Origin of the sequence: Castellaniella hirudinis (assembly GCF_042651965.1) — a bacterium.
In the GTDB taxonomy this organism is placed as follows: domain Bacteria; phylum Pseudomonadota; class Gammaproteobacteria; order Burkholderiales; family Burkholderiaceae_B; genus Castellaniella; species Castellaniella hirudinis.
Genome location: NZ_JBHSDY010000003.1, coordinates 381,257 through 396,288, shown reverse-complemented (window position 1 = coordinate 396,288; position 15,032 = coordinate 381,257). Strand labels below are relative to the sequence as shown.

Annotated in this window: 20 protein-coding genes; 5 read left to right on the top strand and 15 right to left on the bottom strand. The window is 64.3% G+C overall.

The annotated features are described in order from the left end of the window. Nucleotides 1-11 precede the first annotated feature (11 nt). From ACFO0J_RS07010 to ACFO0J_RS06940, 15 genes are all read right to left on the bottom strand, one after another. Nucleotides 12-602, bottom strand: a complete 591-nt coding sequence (locus ACFO0J_RS07010; RefSeq protein ID WP_376812336.1) for a type III secretion HpaP family protein — start codon at nt 600-602, stop codon at nt 12-14. Beyond that, nucleotides 599-1,105, bottom strand: a complete 507-nt coding sequence (locus ACFO0J_RS07005) for a type III secretion protein (protein ID WP_376812335.1) — start codon at nt 1,103-1,105, stop codon at nt 599-601. Before ACFO0J_RS07005 ends, ACFO0J_RS07010 begins: the two co-directional genes overlap by 4 nt. Beyond that, nucleotides 1,102-2,439, bottom strand: coding sequence for a type III secretion system ATPase SctN (gene sctN / locus ACFO0J_RS07000; RefSeq protein WP_376812334.1), 1,338 nt, complete (start codon nt 2,437-2,439; stop codon nt 1,102-1,104). Before sctN ends, ACFO0J_RS07005 begins: the two co-directional genes overlap by 4 nt. 10 nt (nt 2,440-2,449) lie before the next feature. Continuing rightward, nucleotides 2,450-3,088 carry an HrpE/YscL family type III secretion apparatus protein gene (locus ACFO0J_RS06995; protein WP_376812333.1) on the bottom strand — a complete coding sequence of 213 codons (639 nt, stop codon included), beginning with the start codon at nt 3,086-3,088 and terminating at the stop codon, nt 2,450-2,452. Beyond that, nucleotides 3,058-3,696: a SctK family type III secretion system sorting platform protein gene (locus ACFO0J_RS06990; RefSeq protein ID WP_376812332.1), complete on the bottom strand. Its 639-nt coding sequence runs from the start codon at nt 3,694-3,696 to the stop codon at nt 3,058-3,060. Before ACFO0J_RS06990 ends, ACFO0J_RS06995 begins: the two co-directional genes overlap by 31 nt. Then, entirely contained in the window at nt 3,693-4,538 is an 846-nt protein-coding gene (gene sctJ, locus ACFO0J_RS06985; RefSeq protein WP_376812331.1) for a type III secretion system inner membrane ring lipoprotein SctJ, read from the bottom strand. Before sctJ ends, ACFO0J_RS06990 begins: the two co-directional genes overlap by 4 nt. Next, nucleotides 4,538-4,960, bottom strand: coding sequence for a type III secretion system inner rod subunit SctI (gene sctI / locus ACFO0J_RS06980; protein WP_376812330.1), 423 nt, complete (start codon nt 4,958-4,960; stop codon nt 4,538-4,540). Before sctI ends, sctJ begins: the two co-directional genes overlap by 1 nt. Nucleotides 4,961-4,975: 15 nt before the next feature. After that, a complete protein-coding gene (locus ACFO0J_RS06975) occupies nt 4,976-5,368 on the bottom strand; it encodes a hypothetical protein (protein ID WP_376812329.1) in 393 nt (130 codons plus the stop codon). Between the two features lie 74 nt (nt 5,369-5,442). Next, the gene (locus ACFO0J_RS06970) at nt 5,443-5,919 is read right to left on the bottom strand and encodes a SycD/LcrH family type III secretion system chaperone (RefSeq protein WP_376812328.1); all 477 of its coding nucleotides are present in this window, start codon (nt 5,917-5,919) and stop codon (nt 5,443-5,445) included. A 30-nt stretch (nt 5,920-5,949) separates the two neighbouring features. Then, the gene (gene sctE / locus ACFO0J_RS06965; RefSeq protein WP_376812327.1) at nt 5,950-7,218 is read right to left on the bottom strand and encodes a type III secretion system translocon subunit SseC family protein; all 1,269 of its coding nucleotides are present in this window, start codon (nt 7,216-7,218) and stop codon (nt 5,950-5,952) included. A 30-nt stretch (nt 7,219-7,248) separates the two neighbouring features. After that, nucleotides 7,249-8,079 carry a type III secretion system translocon subunit SctB gene (gene sctB / locus ACFO0J_RS06960; RefSeq protein WP_376812326.1) on the bottom strand — a complete coding sequence of 277 codons (831 nt, stop codon included), beginning with the start codon at nt 8,077-8,079 and terminating at the stop codon, nt 7,249-7,251. 99 nt (nt 8,080-8,178) lie between these two features. After that, entirely contained in the window at nt 8,179-8,685 is a 507-nt protein-coding gene (locus tag ACFO0J_RS06955) for a SycD/LcrH family type III secretion system chaperone (protein ID WP_376812325.1), read from the bottom strand. 50 nt (nt 8,686-8,735) lie between these two features. Continuing rightward, nucleotides 8,736-9,020 (bottom strand): Btc22 family type III secretion system chaperone, encoded by a 285-nt coding sequence (gene btc22 / locus ACFO0J_RS06950; protein ID WP_376812324.1) that lies wholly within the window; start codon nt 9,018-9,020, stop codon nt 8,736-8,738. Nucleotides 9,021-9,038: 18 nt separating this feature from the next. Further along, on the bottom strand, nt 9,039-9,659 hold the full coding sequence (locus ACFO0J_RS06945; RefSeq protein WP_376812323.1) for a hypothetical protein: 621 nt from the start codon (nt 9,657-9,659) through the stop codon (nt 9,039-9,041). A gap of 79 nt (nt 9,660-9,738) precedes the next feature. Beyond that, on the bottom strand, nt 9,739-10,359 hold the full coding sequence (locus ACFO0J_RS06940; protein ID WP_376812322.1) for a hypothetical protein: 621 nt from the start codon (nt 10,357-10,359) through the stop codon (nt 9,739-9,741). A gap of 236 nt (nt 10,360-10,595) precedes the next feature. Between ACFO0J_RS06940 and sctW the strand changes: the two genes are divergently transcribed. The 5 genes from sctW to sctV are packed head-to-tail and all read left to right on the top strand — an operon-like array spanning nt 10,596 to nt 15,003. Next, nucleotides 10,596-11,699 carry a type III secretion system gatekeeper subunit SctW gene (gene sctW, locus ACFO0J_RS06935; RefSeq protein WP_376812321.1) on the top strand — a complete coding sequence of 368 codons (1,104 nt, stop codon included), beginning with the start codon at nt 10,596-10,598 and terminating at the stop codon, nt 11,697-11,699. After that, nucleotides 11,699-12,082 (top strand): type III secretion system chaperone family protein, encoded by a 384-nt coding sequence (locus ACFO0J_RS06930; protein ID WP_376812320.1) that lies wholly within the window; start codon nt 11,699-11,701, stop codon nt 12,080-12,082. The genes sctW and ACFO0J_RS06930 overlap by 1 nt, the downstream gene beginning before the upstream one ends. A gap of 13 nt (nt 12,083-12,095) precedes the next feature. Beyond that, on the top strand, nt 12,096-12,494 hold the full coding sequence (sctX, locus tag ACFO0J_RS06925) for a type III secretion apparatus assembly protein SctX (protein WP_376812319.1): 399 nt from the start codon (nt 12,096-12,098) through the stop codon (nt 12,492-12,494). Nucleotides 12,495-12,498: 4 nt separating this feature from the next. Beyond that, nucleotides 12,499-12,900, top strand: a complete 402-nt coding sequence (gene sctY / locus ACFO0J_RS06920) for a type III secretion apparatus assembly chaperone SctY (RefSeq protein WP_376812318.1) — start codon at nt 12,499-12,501, stop codon at nt 12,898-12,900. 6 nt (nt 12,901-12,906) lie between these two features. Next, on the top strand, nt 12,907-15,003 hold the full coding sequence (sctV, locus tag ACFO0J_RS06915; protein WP_376812317.1) for a type III secretion system export apparatus subunit SctV: 2,097 nt from the start codon (nt 12,907-12,909) through the stop codon (nt 15,001-15,003). Nucleotides 15,004-15,032: the final 29 nt, after the last annotated feature.

The window sequence follows — 15,032 nt, the reverse complement described above, 5'->3', positions numbered from 1 at the left end:
AACAGTCAGAGTCATGCGGCCGCAGCCGCTTCGTATAAACAGGGGTCCTCGGGATCGTCGGTGCTCACCCGCACCAGCACGGCGCGCGCCAGCGATTGCGCAAGTTCTTCGGCCAGTGCAGGAGCACAGCGGTTCAGCGTTTCGCGCGAGGATTCACTGGCGCAGGCAAAAGCGGCCACCAGGCGGCCCTCTTCCTCGTAGACGGATAAAGTCACGCCCGGCAGGACTTCGGTCTTCAGGTCCAGGCGCACCTCGCGCCGACCGCTGCCGCCATCCCCCACCAGCATGCGATCCGCCGCCTCACCCAGGGCCTGCGCCAGTCCGGTCGGCACAGCGGTCGACATCAAGGCCGCACCAAGCGCGGCGGGGCCGGAAAACAAAGCAAACGGACGCGGCGCCTCGTCCGGGGAATCCGCCGACAACGCTGCGGTTTCGGGCGCCGGGTCCTGACCGCCCTGCGCCAGGGCCTGTTCAAAGGCCTTGCGATCCGTATCGGACGCCTCGCGACGCGACGCACCAGCCCCCTGCCCGCCCAGGTCCGGATTGGACAGACCACGGTTCAGACCAATATCCAGGTGAATGGGACGGTCAGTCATGTTCATGAAGGTTCGTATTCGTCATGTTGCTGCCAGTCATCACGGTCGCGCATCACAGACGCGGCCTCTTCCATTTCCAGATCCTCTTTGCGCTCCAGATCGCGTAGTGCGTCAGCAGCATGCAGGCTGGCCAGCTGGACGAATTTTTCGACCATGCGCGTGGCGTTCCGGTGCGCCTCCCGGCGCTCGGCCAGCGCCTCGGTTTCGAGACGCGCTTGGTCGGCGGCCTGCTCGACACGGGCTTCACACGCATGCTCGCCCTGGCGCAGATCGGCCACACCCTGCATCACATCCTCGATGTCGCGCACGTACACCAGACGGCTGCACAGATCCTGGTACATGTCGCGTTCTCTTGTCTGCGACCAGGTCCGGTATTCCTCCAGCCGTTCCAGGGCCTGAACCCGCTGTTGCTCGGCCTCGATCAGCACCTGGCGCTGCCGGGTCACGGCCAATTCCGCCTGCCCCTCGCGAAAGCGCTTGATGGCCATCAATTCGCGGAACACGTTCATGCGGCCGCCCCGCCGACGATCCCGGCCATGGCTTCGAGCGCCTCGGGCAGCGTCGAATGTTCATCAGTCTTCTGCCGCAGAAAGCGGTTGATGGCGTCGACCTTGTCAATGGCCTCGTCCGTAACGGCATCGCCGCCGCGCTTGTACTCGCCGATCTTCACCAGCAGTTCGACTTCCTGGTATTTGGCCATCAGCTCACGCACGCGGCCAGCCACCCGTTTGTGCTCATCCGTGACCACGGCATTCATGACGCGACTGGCCGAAGCCAGGACATCGATGGCCGGATAATGGTTGGCCGCGCCCAGCTTGCGCGACAGCACGATGTGCCCGTCCAGGATGGAACGCGTCTCGTCGGCTATGGGTTCGGTCATGTCGTCCCCCTCGACCAGCACGGTGTACAGCGCGGTGATGGAGCCGTGCTGATTCATGCCGACCCGTTCCATCAGTTTGGGCAGGGTCGCGAACACGGACGGCGGATAGCCCCGGCGCGTCGGCGGTTCACCCGCCGCCAGACCGATCTCGCGTTGCGCGCGCGCAAAGCGCGTGACCGAATCCATCAGGAACAGCACCCGTTTGCCTTGATCGCGAAAATACTCCGCAATGGCGGTGGCGACGTAGGAAGCCTTGGCACGCTCCATCGAGGACTTGTCACTGGTGGCGCAGACGATGACGCTTTTGCGCCGCCCTTCCGGACCGAGTTCATGCTCCAGGAATTCACGCACTTCACGGCCGCGTTCGCCGATCAGCGCCACCACGGTCACGTCCACGTCGGCGCCCTTGACCAGCATGCCCATCAGCGTGGACTTGCCTCCGCCGGCCGCCGCGAAGATCCCCATGCGCTGGCCTTCGCCGCAGGTGAGCACACCGTCCAGCGCCCGCACCCCGAGCTCCAGCGGCTTGTCGATGATGCGGCGTTTGAGCGGATCAGGCGCCTCGGCGAACACCGGATAAAACTTGCTGGCCTCCAGCGGACCGCGCTCGGCCTCGTCCAGGGGACGGCCCAGGCCGTCGAGCACCCGGCCCAGCAGCCCCGGCCCCACGGGCACCATGTGCGCCCGGCCGGTGGGGATGACCTCGGTGGCCGAGGAAATGCCGTACATATCGCCCAGCGGCGTCAGCAGGGCGGCGTCCCGGGCGAAGCCGACGACCTCGCCCTTCATCTCGAAATCCTCGCCCGGATTGCGCAGGATGCAGACCTCGCCGACCTTCACCGTGGGCACGACGGCCTTGATGATGGTGCCGATGACCTGCGTCACCCGCCCCTTGATGCGCAGGGTCGGCGTGTCGTGCAGCGCCATTTCCATCATTTCGGTGATGTAGTCGAATTGACGCATGATCCCGCCTCTACACCCGGCTGCCCAAGGTGCGCTGGAACGCGCCGCGCACGGCTTCGATCTGGCCTTCCAGACTGGCCTCGACCATGCCGATCTCGCTTTCGAGGATGCAAGCGCCCCGCGACAAGCGGGCGTCGGGCAGCAGGTCCAGATAACCGACGCCGGGATAGGCCGCCAGAATGTCATTGATGCGCTCGCGCACGACCTCGACATCGTCTGGATGCAGCCGCAGGGTCATTTGTTTCTGGTTGCGCACCACGGCCAGTGCGTTGCGCACCACGACCATGACCTTTTCCCGATCATCGAAACCGTCGACGACCTTGCGCACAGCCGCCATGACCAGGTCGACCATCTCGTTTTCCACGCCCGCGAAATAATCGACCGTGCGGCTGACGGTCTCGATCATTTTTTCGGCCTGGTCCAGCAGGGCTTCCTGCTTGCCGTCTTCATAGCCGCGGCGGCGTTCGGCCTCGAAGGCCTCCTGCGCCCCCGCCAGAATGGCGTCGGCCTGTGTGCGCGCCTGGTCGAGCAAGGCCTGCGCCTGTACCAGCGCAGCATGGTCGGCCGCGCGCAGCACGCGGGCCGCCGGGTCCGGCGTCACCGTCAGGGTACGCGGATTCAGCGCGTCGCGTGAAACGAGGAATGCCATGTCGGTTCGATCCGTTCGAGGATGTCCAGGGCCAAGTCCAGCGGGATCTGGCCTGCATCCGGCACATTGACGGCGGGCTCATCGGCCAGCCGGAGTTCAGCGCGCAAGCCGAGTTCGGGGCCGGCCGCATGAAAAATATGACGCAACGCCGCACAACCGATCTGATCCAGCCGATCCGCCCAGCCGGTGGTCAGGCCGTCATCCAGGTCCGCCGGACGCGACCAGCCCCCCGTCTCGGCTTGACGCGCAAAAGCCAACACATCCCCGCCCACAGCCACCGCCAGGACGCGCACCTCGCTGCCCGCGATCACCCGGCGCAAACGGGGCGCACAGCACACAGCACCCAGGTGACGCGCCACCCTGGCCAATCGGTCCGGGGACAGCAGCGCCAGGGGGAGCTCCGGCCGATCCGCATCGGCCACGGGGCGGTCTCGAAGATTCAAACGGCGCAAAATCGCCGCAGACCAATGCCGGTGCCAGGCCGCCGCACAAGCTGCCGGGACGGGACGCGATGGCGCGCCGAAAGCCGCGTACCGGCTGGGATGCAGCGTCAGGCTGGGCAGCAGATTGAACGCCAGCAAGCGCTCGCCAAACAGGGCGGCATTCATTCGGAACCTTCGCGTACCGGCGGGCGAACCGCCGGTTCATGGCGTTCTCGTGGTTCAGCACCCAGAGGCAGCCAACCCCCGCGCCACAGCAGATAACCCAGACCGCCGGACAGCGCCAGCACCAGCAGCACCAGCGCACCCAGCAGCAGCGTCAGCCCACCGGCCGAGGCCTGCGACACCTGGAATCCCAGGACCGAGGTCTGGACGGGTGTTTCGTGTCCCGCCGTGCCGGGCTGGGCGGACACCAGGGTGATGGAAACCCGGTCCTCGGTCAGCCCGGGGATGGCGTGCGTCACCAGCTGACGGATCTGCGGCCTGAGGGCGTCAAATGAATAGCCGACCCGGTGCTTGATGAAGACGGCCGCCGTCGAGGGCGTGGCGGCCTCGCCGATTTCGCCCCGCTCAGGCAGCACGACGTGCACGCGCGCCGCCAACACACCATCCATCTGCGACAGGGTGTTGGTCAGCTCCTGGGACAGGGCGTAGATGTACCGGGCGCGTTCTTCCAGGGGCGAGGACACCAGACCTTCTTTGCGGAAGATCTGACCCATACCGTCGAAGCGTTCGCGCGGCAGACCGCGGGTTCGCAAAATATCCAGGGCGCGAGCCACCTGGGCGCCGTCCACAGAGACCGCCACGCCTTCCTTGCCAGAGATTTTTTCGGCATGGATACCGGCGTCGAGCAGCACCGACAGCAGTTCGTTGGCTTCGCCTTCGCTGGCGGAGGAGTACAGCGTGACGCTGGAACTGCAGGCCGTCAGGACCGACAGCACCAGTGCAGCCAGCAGCCAGCGCAACGCGCTGGAGAAAGATCGGAAAGCAAGCCTGCAAGAGAGAGCCATCAAGACATCCTGACCAGCGTATCAATATTCTGGGTGGAGCGCGATACGGCTTTGCCCACCAATTCGTACTGCACCGAGACCTGCAGCAGTTCCGTCTGCAAACGCAGCATGTCACTGATCGCCGGCTGCGCCCCCAGGCCATCCAGGCCATGAGCGATGTTCTGCCATTTACCCGAAAATTCGGTCGCGACGCCCCGCAGACCCGACAAAATCTGGCCCCCCAAGGTGGGCGCAGCATCCAGCGGCGCCGCGACGAACGCCGATTGTAGTGCGGCCGCGACCCCGTTCAGCGCAGGGTCCAGGGGCGCGCTCATCAGCGCATTGAAACGTTCGGCCGCCAGATCGGCGGGTTCGGCGCGCACCGCAGGGGCGGCAGGCAGCGCCTGGGCGCCCAGCGCGGCAGTCAGTGCGGCGATTTCCATCTTCAGGCTCCTTGATCAGACATCAGGCACATCACTCGGTATTTCCACCGCCAGCCCCAGCATCTGCCGGGCCAGCACCCCGCCTTCACCAGGGAGCGTGGCGGCATCGGCCAACACCCGGCGGCTTTCGGCGGCGCGCCCGGCCAGCTGTAGCGCCAGACCGTACCAGGCCCGTACCGTCGCCCGTTCTTCCGGTCCGGCAAGATCGGCGTCTTCGAGCAGACGGGCGGCTTCGGCGGCACGGCCGGCGTTCAGGCGCGCAACGGCCAGGCCCACCAGCGGATAGGCGCGGTCCGGTCTCAAACCGCGCAACGCGTCGAAAATTGTATCCGCATGTCGCACATCCCCTCGACCGGCGGCCAGCATCCCGATTTCGGTCAGGAATCGCGCGTCGTCGGCATCAAGCACAAAAGCCGTCTCGTGAGAGACGGCTTGGGATCCGGGCACGAAGGCACCGGCGGGCGGTTTTCGCTCCGCCCGCATCAGGAGGCCCTTCGCCCGGCCAGATCGCGCAGCACCTGAGCACGCGACCGCAAGGCCTCGTACTGGCCGCCCGATTCCGCAATGCTGCGCAGCACCCGGTCCAGTTCCTCGGCCGCCTCGGCTGTACGGCCGAGCATCAGCAGGCATTCGGCGATCTGCAGGGCCGGTTCCGGACTGCCCGGAAACAGCACGATCAGCAGCGAATACATGCTGATGGCTTCCTCGTAGCGTTCGCACTGTTCCAGGCATAAGGCCAGTCCGGCCAGGTAATGCTTGCGCGTGGGGCCGTAAGTGGCCAGAATTGAAAAGACCGGCAGCGCCTGGGCGTACTGCCCCTGAGTGACGTGGGCATAGGCCAGGGCGTAGATCACTTCAAGCTGCTCGTTGCTCAGGCGGGTGCTGGCCGGCAACGCCCGCAAGCCGTCATGGAGCTGCTGACCGAAGGGGCCGCGGGATGGGGTGGCGTTCTGGGGCATGTGTTTCTCTCCTGGAGTCCGTGCTGTCGATCACACCGTCGACTTGCTGCCCATGTTCATGGCGATCTGGTTCATGTTGTCGGTCGTGCCAGCGATCATTTTGCTCACGGCCTGAGTGCTTTCTTCGATCTGCTGGATGATCTTCTTCATTTCCTCGCGGCCTTCTTCCATCTGCTTCTGCAGCTTGATCATCATCGCCTCGAGGTCCTTCTTGTCCGAGATCGCCTGCTGGGCTTTTTCTTCGGACTGGGCCTTGGAAATGTTCAGGCCGCCCTGCGCGATCTGGGTGCTGCCGGAGACGACGGCGGAGGTGCCGGTCAAGACCGTGTTGAAGGTCTTCAGGGCGGAGAGCACCACCTTGTTGCTGATCTGGGTCGCCGTCGAAGCCACGGACGAGCCCCCCGTCGCCACCGCCATGGCAATGCCCACCCCGATAGCGGCCGCGATCGTCAGCGCCATGCCGATGTAGCCGGCGGTCTTCTCGTCCGCGCCGGCCATCAGGGCGATGCTCTGCGCCATATTGCCCAGCAGCGAGGGCTCGATGGCCAGCATCACCGGGCAGGCGATCGCCAGCGCCCCGCCCACGATCTTGCAGATGTTCTCGGCTTCCTTGGGGTCCACGCCGCACACCTCGGTGAGGAACTTGCCGACCGTGTTCTGGATCAGGCTGTTGAGGCTGATTTCAGGGCCGCCGCATTCCTGGGAGATGGCGCTGGCCAGCGTCATGGTGGCGCTGATGGCGCCCACGATGGCCAGGGCGAGCAGCGGCGCCGCCGCGCCGCCGGTGGCAACCGTCGCCGCTGCAGCGGCGACCACCGCCACGATGGCCGCGACGAAGGCAAAAATCTTGCCGATCCAGCCGAAAATCTTGCCCAGCGCCCCCTTGGAATTGGCCTCCTCGCACTTGTCGATCCATTCCTTGATTTTCTCGAGCTGGTGCTCGGTGTTCTTCTCGGCCTTGATCCGCGCGGATTCCAGGCCCTCTTGCGAGGTCTTGAGCTGCTCGTCCTGCGTCTTGCTGCGCAGGCTGCGCAGCAAATCGACCATGTCGTTGGCGCTGAACACCTGATTCGGCGTGTCGATGCGCGGCGCGCCGTTGCCGTCGACCAGCGGATTGCCGCCGCCGTCAGACCCGTCCTGCTGCTTGACGTAATTCAGGACGTCCTGATAAAGCTTTTCGAGGTCGACCTGATCGGCCCCCCCCGCACCGGCCGTGCCGCCGGATCCGTCGATCTGGCCCAACGAGCCCCCGCCCATCGGCGGCGTATACCCCGGTCCGTTTGAAATCGTCGTATTCATGCTCGTTCCTGTCTGTCAAAGGCGCGCCGGTCAGACGTTGCGCGCAATGCCACGGATGGTTTCGTTGCGCGCCTGATCGATGGCGCCGAGTTTTTCGCGCACATCGCGGATCACGTCCATCATCTGCTGCATCAGGTCGTTGGCCTGCTGCACGCCCTGTTCGTGCACCCGGGCGTCGGACTCGAACTCGGATTTCTTCGCATCGTGTTCGGCGGCTTCTTTTTCCTTGCCCGCCGAAGCCATGGTGCCGATGCCGGTGAATATGCTGCCGGCTCCCTGAGCCGAATTGGACAGCATGCTGGCGGTATTGCTGAACTGCATGCCCGTCACGGTCGTCGGGTCGGCCTTGATGCCCTTGGCCCCCATGATCCCGCCCGCCAGCCCCATGCCCATCGACACCGCGCCGCCGGTGATCTGGAACGCCCCCTGAATGATGGCCGCCTGCAGGCGGTCTTCGGCGGCATTGCGGATTTCCTGGGCTGCGTTCTTCAGATTGGAGACCTGGGCCTGCATTTCGGAATTGCGGACCTCGCGCGCCTGGCTGCGCATGTCCTGGGCGCACTTCTGGAACAGCGCCATCACCGAATAGATGTCGATGGCCACGTTCTCGGGGGTGAGCTTGCCGAAAGGATCTCCCGTGCTTTTGTCGCCGGAGGGTTCGGGCAGCAGGGACTGCATGAGCGCTTCAAGGCGGCCCGCGTTGGACTCGTTGACCTCTACCCCGATCAGCTTGAGCGCGGCTTCCAGCGTGATGCCCGTGGTTTCCACCATTTTTTGGGTGGCAGGGTCGAGCGACTTGGGATCGACTCCGGGCGGAATATAGCCAGGCGGAAAGGTGGATTGCAGGGAGATCGTCATCATAGGCTCCAGAATGCTGTCTCGGTGTTTCGTCTTGCGCCGTGATCGGCGTCCATACAAGCTATGTGCACATCAGAAGCAAAGTCGTTCCATGCCGGGCGGTCATTTGTCCACTGGCGCCCGCGCGCGGATCGCCTGGAGCAGCGCCTCGGCCCTGGCCTTGACGGCATCGTGCTCGCCCGGCTTGCACAAAGTATTGATCGCCAGTTCCAGCGACTCGGCCGCCTCGGCGGGCCTGCCCAGCGCGAGCAGGCATTCTGCGCAATGGAAGACCGGCACCGGATCGTCCAGCCGCATCACCGTGACGATCATGTAGTGCTGCAGCGCTTCTTCGTAGCGCCTGGTCATCTGCATCGCGGAGGCCAGCGCCAGTTGATAGCGCGAGTCCATATGATCGTAGGCGACCAGCTGGGCGAACACCTTGAAGGCCTCGTTGTACTTGCCCTGCGCATAGAGCGCGTGGCCGTGGGCGTACATGGCTTCGCATTCCCGGGAAGACAGGCCCATCGCCTGGGCCAGCGTGCCGCCCGCCTTCCAGAGGCCGAGCAGGTTCTCGGAGATGGCAGCGGCTTCCTGGTCGGTGATTTCAGGTTCCGTCGGTGCATTCATGAGTATTCCTTCAGTGTGTGCTTGCCGCCGCGCCGCAGCGGGGGCGGTTCTCAGATCATGTTGCGCATCTTGCGTGAACCGCCCGTCCGGGGCGCGGCATTGGCGAAACTGAGGCGTGCGGATTCCTCGGCCACCTCGCGCTCGATGGCTTCCATATCCTGGCGAAACAGGGCTTCAGCCTCGGCCCGGTGTTTTTCGTCCAGACCGTCGGACAGCTTCTGCGGATCCAGGCCATGGTCCCGATAGGCATCGGAGGTCGCCGCCAGGCTTTGCCGGGTCTGCTCGATCAGCGCCTCGGCTTCGCGCATGATGTCTTCGGGGGTCTTCTTGGTCATGGCCTCGTTACCTCGCGTTTAAAGATTGCGGATGATATTGGAATTGGCGTCGGTGTGTTTCTTCTGCGTATTGGTCAGAATTTCGATCGACTCGTTCTTTTTGTTGTTCAGGCTCTGCAGGCGCAACATGTCCATCTGCTGGTTGTTGCTCTCGGCGTCGATCAGGCCCTTGATCTTGGTGATGGCCGCCTCGATCTGCCCCTTGGTCGTGTTGCCGTTGCTGATATTGGTCTGGCCGCTGACCACATGGCCGTGCCCGTCGTCCACACTCTGGCCCTTTTCGGGGGTCACACGGCCCGCGCCGGAAAACCCGAGGTCCCCGACGCCGGCTTCCTTGATGGCGTCGTTCAGCGGGATTTCGTATTTGTCGACCTTGTCCCAGTTCCAGTCCTTGACCTTGCTGCCGGCATCGGTCCCCTCGATGGCGCCCTGGAATTTGGTCAGCGCGGACAACACGTTGTTGAGCTTGGCGATCTGGTCGTTGCGGGCCTGCACGGCCTTGACCTGATCCACCAGCTGCTGGTCCAGCAGCTTGACCCGTTCGCCCTGGATCATCTGGATCAGGGTCTGGATGTCGCCCGAGGCGATCGCCTGGCTGATGTCGATGGGAAGGGAACTGCCTACGCCGGAAGTATTCATGATCTGCTCCTTGAGTCGGACCGCCTGGGCGGCGAGATGAGTGATGGCATCGGCCCGCACCGTGCGGGTCTGGATCGCGTCAGAGGTTGCGGATGATGTTGGATGCAGCGTCGGTATGCTTCTTCTGCGTGTTGGTCAGGATTTCGATGGACTCGTTCTTTTTGTTGTTCAGGCTTTGCAGGCGCAGCATGTCCATCTGCTGGTTGTTGCTCTCGGCGTCGATCATGCCTTTGATCTTCGTGATCGCGGCGTCGATGTCGCCCTTGGTGACATCACCGATCGAACCGGTGCCCCCTCCCTTGTTGGCCTGAAACGTCGCATTCAGGATGGTTTTGCTGTCCAGGCCTGCTTCGCCCAACGCCATCCCGACCTTGTCGCGCACGTTGGTGCCCTGGTTCACCGTGGTCCCGTTGGTGACGTGCTGCTCGGACTTGCCCCAGTCCTTGGTACTGTTCAGTTTGGAAGTGGGATCGGACTTGCCGTCAAAACGCGCCGCCGCAGCGTTCAATTCGGACAGCACGTTGTTCAGCTTGGCGATCTGGTCGTTGCGCGCCTGCACGGTCTTGACCTGATCCACCAGCTGCGAATCCAGCAGCCGGACGCGTTCGCTTTGCACCATCTGGATAATGGTCTGGATGTCGCCGCTTGCGAGCGCGGCCTGGAAATTGATGCCGCCGTTGTTGTTGACTGTCATGTTCATGATGGATTCCCGATGGACATTCCCCGGCTCGGACCCCGGGAGGCGCGGCGCCTCACGAGGCCGCCTTCCCGGATGTAGTGTCACTCACCCCCTCGCCGGTTCCATGACCCTGGCGACAACCAGGGAAAACCCTAGCGCGATACGCCACCAGAGGGTGTCCCATACTTTCCAGGGAACCTTTTCACCCCCGGCGGTTACTATCCGGGCACAGCATCCCCTCGGAGTCTCGTCTCACTATGAACCGCATCGACACCGGCGGACCCGCCCCCGGCTTCGGCTCGCTCGGCCAACAGGCCGGGTTCAACACCGGGCAGCCCCGGACCGGCACGCTGCTGGGCGAGCATGCCGTGCTGCTCGAAGGAGAAGTGTCCTCGCTGGGCGACGCGGCCGAGGAAATCAGCCTGCACATGGCTGAAAAAACCGAAGACAAGCACCACGCCGAACGCAAGGTCAAGCCCGAACGTCCCATGGAACTCATGCGCCTCGAAGAAGTCCTCGAGATGCTGCAGCAGACCCAGGACCCGAACGCTCAGGCCAAGCTCGAGGCACTGACCGCCAAACTGCTGTCGGGCCGGGGGTCGCCCCGGCAGCAGACAGCCCAGGCTTTCGGCGACGTATCGCAGCAATACCTGGCCCTGCAATACGCCCTGCGCAAGGGCGAACAGGAAGGCGCCGCCCCCGAACTGCTGGAATCTCTGCGCGACGCATTGGCTGATCTGGAGATCGAAAGCGGTCCCCGGATCCGGGCCGGGCTCAACACGCTGGACAGCGCCGGTGCATTCGCTGCCGATGCCCAGGGCGTCCAATCCTTTCAGGATACCTACCGCGACATTGTTCTGGGGGAAAACAGTCTGGGCAAGACCCTGGATCTGGCCCTGGACCGGTTCGGCAGCAAGGACGTAGGGCGCGGCCTGCAACAGTTGGTGCTGGCCCTGGGCCAGGACCTGTCTTCGGCGCGCCCTTCGACCTCGCCCCAACGGCTGCAGGCGCTCACGGGCGATCTGTATCACCTGCAAGTCGCCGTGACCGTGCTCGATGGCTGCACCGAACTGTCCGGCAAGCTGCAAGCCAAAGGTCTGGGCGCGCCCGACAACGAACGCCTGATGCGCGACCTGGTGGGGCTCACCGGGGACAAATGGCTCAATGAATCACGCTTTACGGCTCTGGCGCAGCAGCATGGCGTCACCTCGCCCGAGGGGCGAGTGGCATTCCTGGCCGGCATCAAAGCGCTGATGCGCGATCTCCCCATCCAGGTATTCCCGGACCCCGACGCCCGGCAAGCCACCCTGAACGCCATCCAGGACGCCCTGGACATGGCCATCGACGAGGAAGATCTCTGATGAGCGGTCCCGCAGCCATTCTGCAGCAATTCGGCGAAGCCGCAGGCATCCCCAACCTGCGCTTCGATGCTCGCGGCCAGGCCGTCTTCCGCACCGGGCCAGGCCGCTTGCTGGGCCTGGAACAGGCCGATCAGGAAATTCTGGTCTACACTGCTCTGCCGGTTCACTATGACAGCGGAGACTGGCTGCGGCGCGCCTGCAAGCGCGCCCACCACAGCCACCTGGGCGACTGGCCGGTGCAGCCTGCGCTGCGTGAATACCTGGGCGTCCCGCATCTGCTGGCACTGGTCCGCATGAACGAACAGGAATTCACCGAGCTGCGCCTGCGCCAGGCGCTTGAATACCTGGCCCAATGGCTCGACGCCCTGAGCGCCGACACCTGAACCGGAGCGCGCCATGCCTGACATCAGCCCCAACCGGCTCATGAGTTTCGATCACGGCATCGACACCATCACCTACGCCCGCAAGAACGAGCAGGCCGCTCAAGGCTTGCCCGACCGGCGCAACCTGATGCCGTCCGACGATCCGGTGCGCGCCCAGCTGACACAGCTACTCGAAAAGCCCAACATCGGCCATTTCCTGGAAGACGCGTTGCGCCCCGACATCGGCAACCGTGATCTGCTCATGCCCTCGGAATTCGCCGAAGCCCTGCGCGAGGCCCTGAAAGCGCTCGCCAGCATGGCTGAAAGCGGCGGTGACAGCCGCATCCTGAACCGCGCCGTGCGCCTGCTCAAAGAAGAAACCAATCTGCGCGATCTGGTTGCCATGTACCGTAGCGCCTTATACCAGGGATAACACCATGAGCAGCGCACCGTCTGATCAGACTGACGCAGCCGCGCCCGAGGCGACCGGCCCGCTGGGCGAGCGCGGGCCTGCGCTGCTGGATCTGCTGGCCTACATCTATCTGGAAAATGATCGCCCGGAAAAAGCGGCGGTCCTGCTGGCCGCGCTGGATGAGCTGGGTCTGGCGGACGCACGCCAACGCACCTCGCTGGCCCTGGCGCAATTGCGCTCCGGCAAGCCCGAAACCGCCCTGAGCACTCTGGACCGCATAGCGCTCCAGGGCGGCCTGAGCAGCGCCTTCCACCTGGTCCGCGCCCAGACCCTGGTCGCCCTGGAACGCGAGGCCGAAGCCGAAGCCGCCATGCGGGCTTATATGGATCTGCGCGCCCGGCAGACCGCCCCCGCCGATTCTCGCTGAACCGCCATGCAACAGACCCTGAACCGCGCCGTCGCGCTCCTCACCAGCCGCAACGACATCGTCCTGGCGGTGCTGATCGTCTCGATCATCTTCATGATGATTCTGCCGCTGCCGACCTCGCTGGTAGACGTGCTGATCGGCACCAACATGACGATATCGGCCATCTTGCTGATGGTGGCCATGTACCTGCCCTCGCCGCTGGCCTTCTCGTCCTTTCCCTCGGTGCTGCTGGTCACCACCCTGTTTCGTCTGGGCATCTCCATCGCCACCACGCGGCTGATCCTGCTGCAAGGCGACGCCGGTCACATCATCGAGACCTTCGGCAATTTCGTGGTCGGCGGCAACCTGATCGTCGGCCTGGTAGTCTTTCTGATCCTGACCATCGTGCAGTTCGTGGTCATCACCAAGGGCGCCGAACGCGTGGCCGAAGTGGCCGCCCGCTTCTCGCTGGACGCCATGCCGGGCAAGCAGATGTCCATCGACGCCGACCTGCGCGCCGGCACCATCGACATGGACGAGGCGCGCAAACGCCGCAGCACGGTCGAAAAAGAAAGCCAGCTCTACGGCGCCATGGATGGCGCCATGAAGTTCGTCAAGGGCGATGCCATCGCCGGCTTGATTATCGTCGCCGTCAATCTGCTGGGCGGCATTCTGATCGGCACGATGCAGCGCGGCCTGACGGCCGGCGAAGCCGTGCAGGTCTATTCCATCCTGACCATCGGCGACGGCCTGATCGCCCAGATCCCGGCGCTGTTCATCGCCATCTGCGCAGGCATGATCGTGACGCGCGTGCAGACCGGCGAGGGCGGCCCCTCCAACGTCGGCAAGGACATCGGCGCCCAAGTGCTGGCCCAGCCGCGCGCCCTGCTGATCGCTGCGGCGGTGGCGCTGGGCATGGGCCTGATCCCCGGCATGCCCACCCTCACCTTTCTTGCGCTGGCCGCTGTTGTGGGCACGATCGGCTTTGTGCTGCTACGCGGCACCCGCAAGGTCGTGGACGAAAAGACGGGCGAAATCACCGAGATCCCTGCACTGGCGGCCGATGGCCAGCCGGCCCCCAAGCCCCGGACCGAGGGTGGCGCCGAATTCGCCCCCACCCTGCCCCTGATGATGGACGTGGCTGCCGGTCTGCAGCGGCATTTCGACGCAGATGAACTCAACGAAGAACTGATCAAAATCCGCCGCGCACTGTATTTCGACCTAGGGGTGCCTTTTCCGGGGATTCAACTGCGCTTTAACGACGCGCTGCCGGAAAACACCTATCTCATCCTGCTCTCTGAGGTCCCGGTGTCCCAGGGCCAACTGCGGCCGGGCCACGTACTGGTGCGCGACACCGAACAAAACCTGCAGGCGCTGCAGGTGCCCTACACCACCGACAAGCCCTTCCTGCCCGGAATCCCGTCGCTGTGGACCGACGCCTCGCACGTCCCCATGCTGGCCGCCGCCGGCATCCCCTGCCTGGACGCCCACCAGATTCTCACCTGGCATCTGGCCTTCGTGCTGAAAAAATACTCCTCGGATTTCATCGGCATCCAGGAAACACGCTTCCTGCTGACCGCCATGGAGGACCGCTTCCCCGACCTGGTCAAGGAAGCCCTGCGCGTCATGCCCGTGCAGAAGATCGCCGAGATCATGCAGCGGCTGGTGTCCGAGGACATTTCCGTGCGCAACCTGCGCGCTGTCCTGGAAGCCCTGATCGAATGGGGCCAGAAGGAAAAAGATTCCGTGCTGCTGACCGAATATGTGCGTGTCTCGCTCAAACGGCATATCAGCTACAAATATTCCAGCGGCCAGAACATCCTGCCCGCCTACCTGCTGGCGCCCAACGTCGAAGAAACCGTGCGCGGCGCGATCCGCCAGACCTCGGCCGGCAGCTACCTGGCGCTGGATCCCAACGCCACTAAAAAACTGGTGGAAAACATTCGCAAAACCGTGGGCGAAATCTCAGCCAATAGCCGCAAACCGGTGCTGCTGACCTCGATGGATATCCGCCGCTACCTGCGCAAAATGATCGAACAGGATCTGTACGAACTGCCCGTGCTGTCCTACCAGGAACTGACCCAGGAAATCAACGTACAGCCCTTGGCCCGGGTGGAGCTATGACGGTATCCGCCGCCTGCCGGTCCGCGACC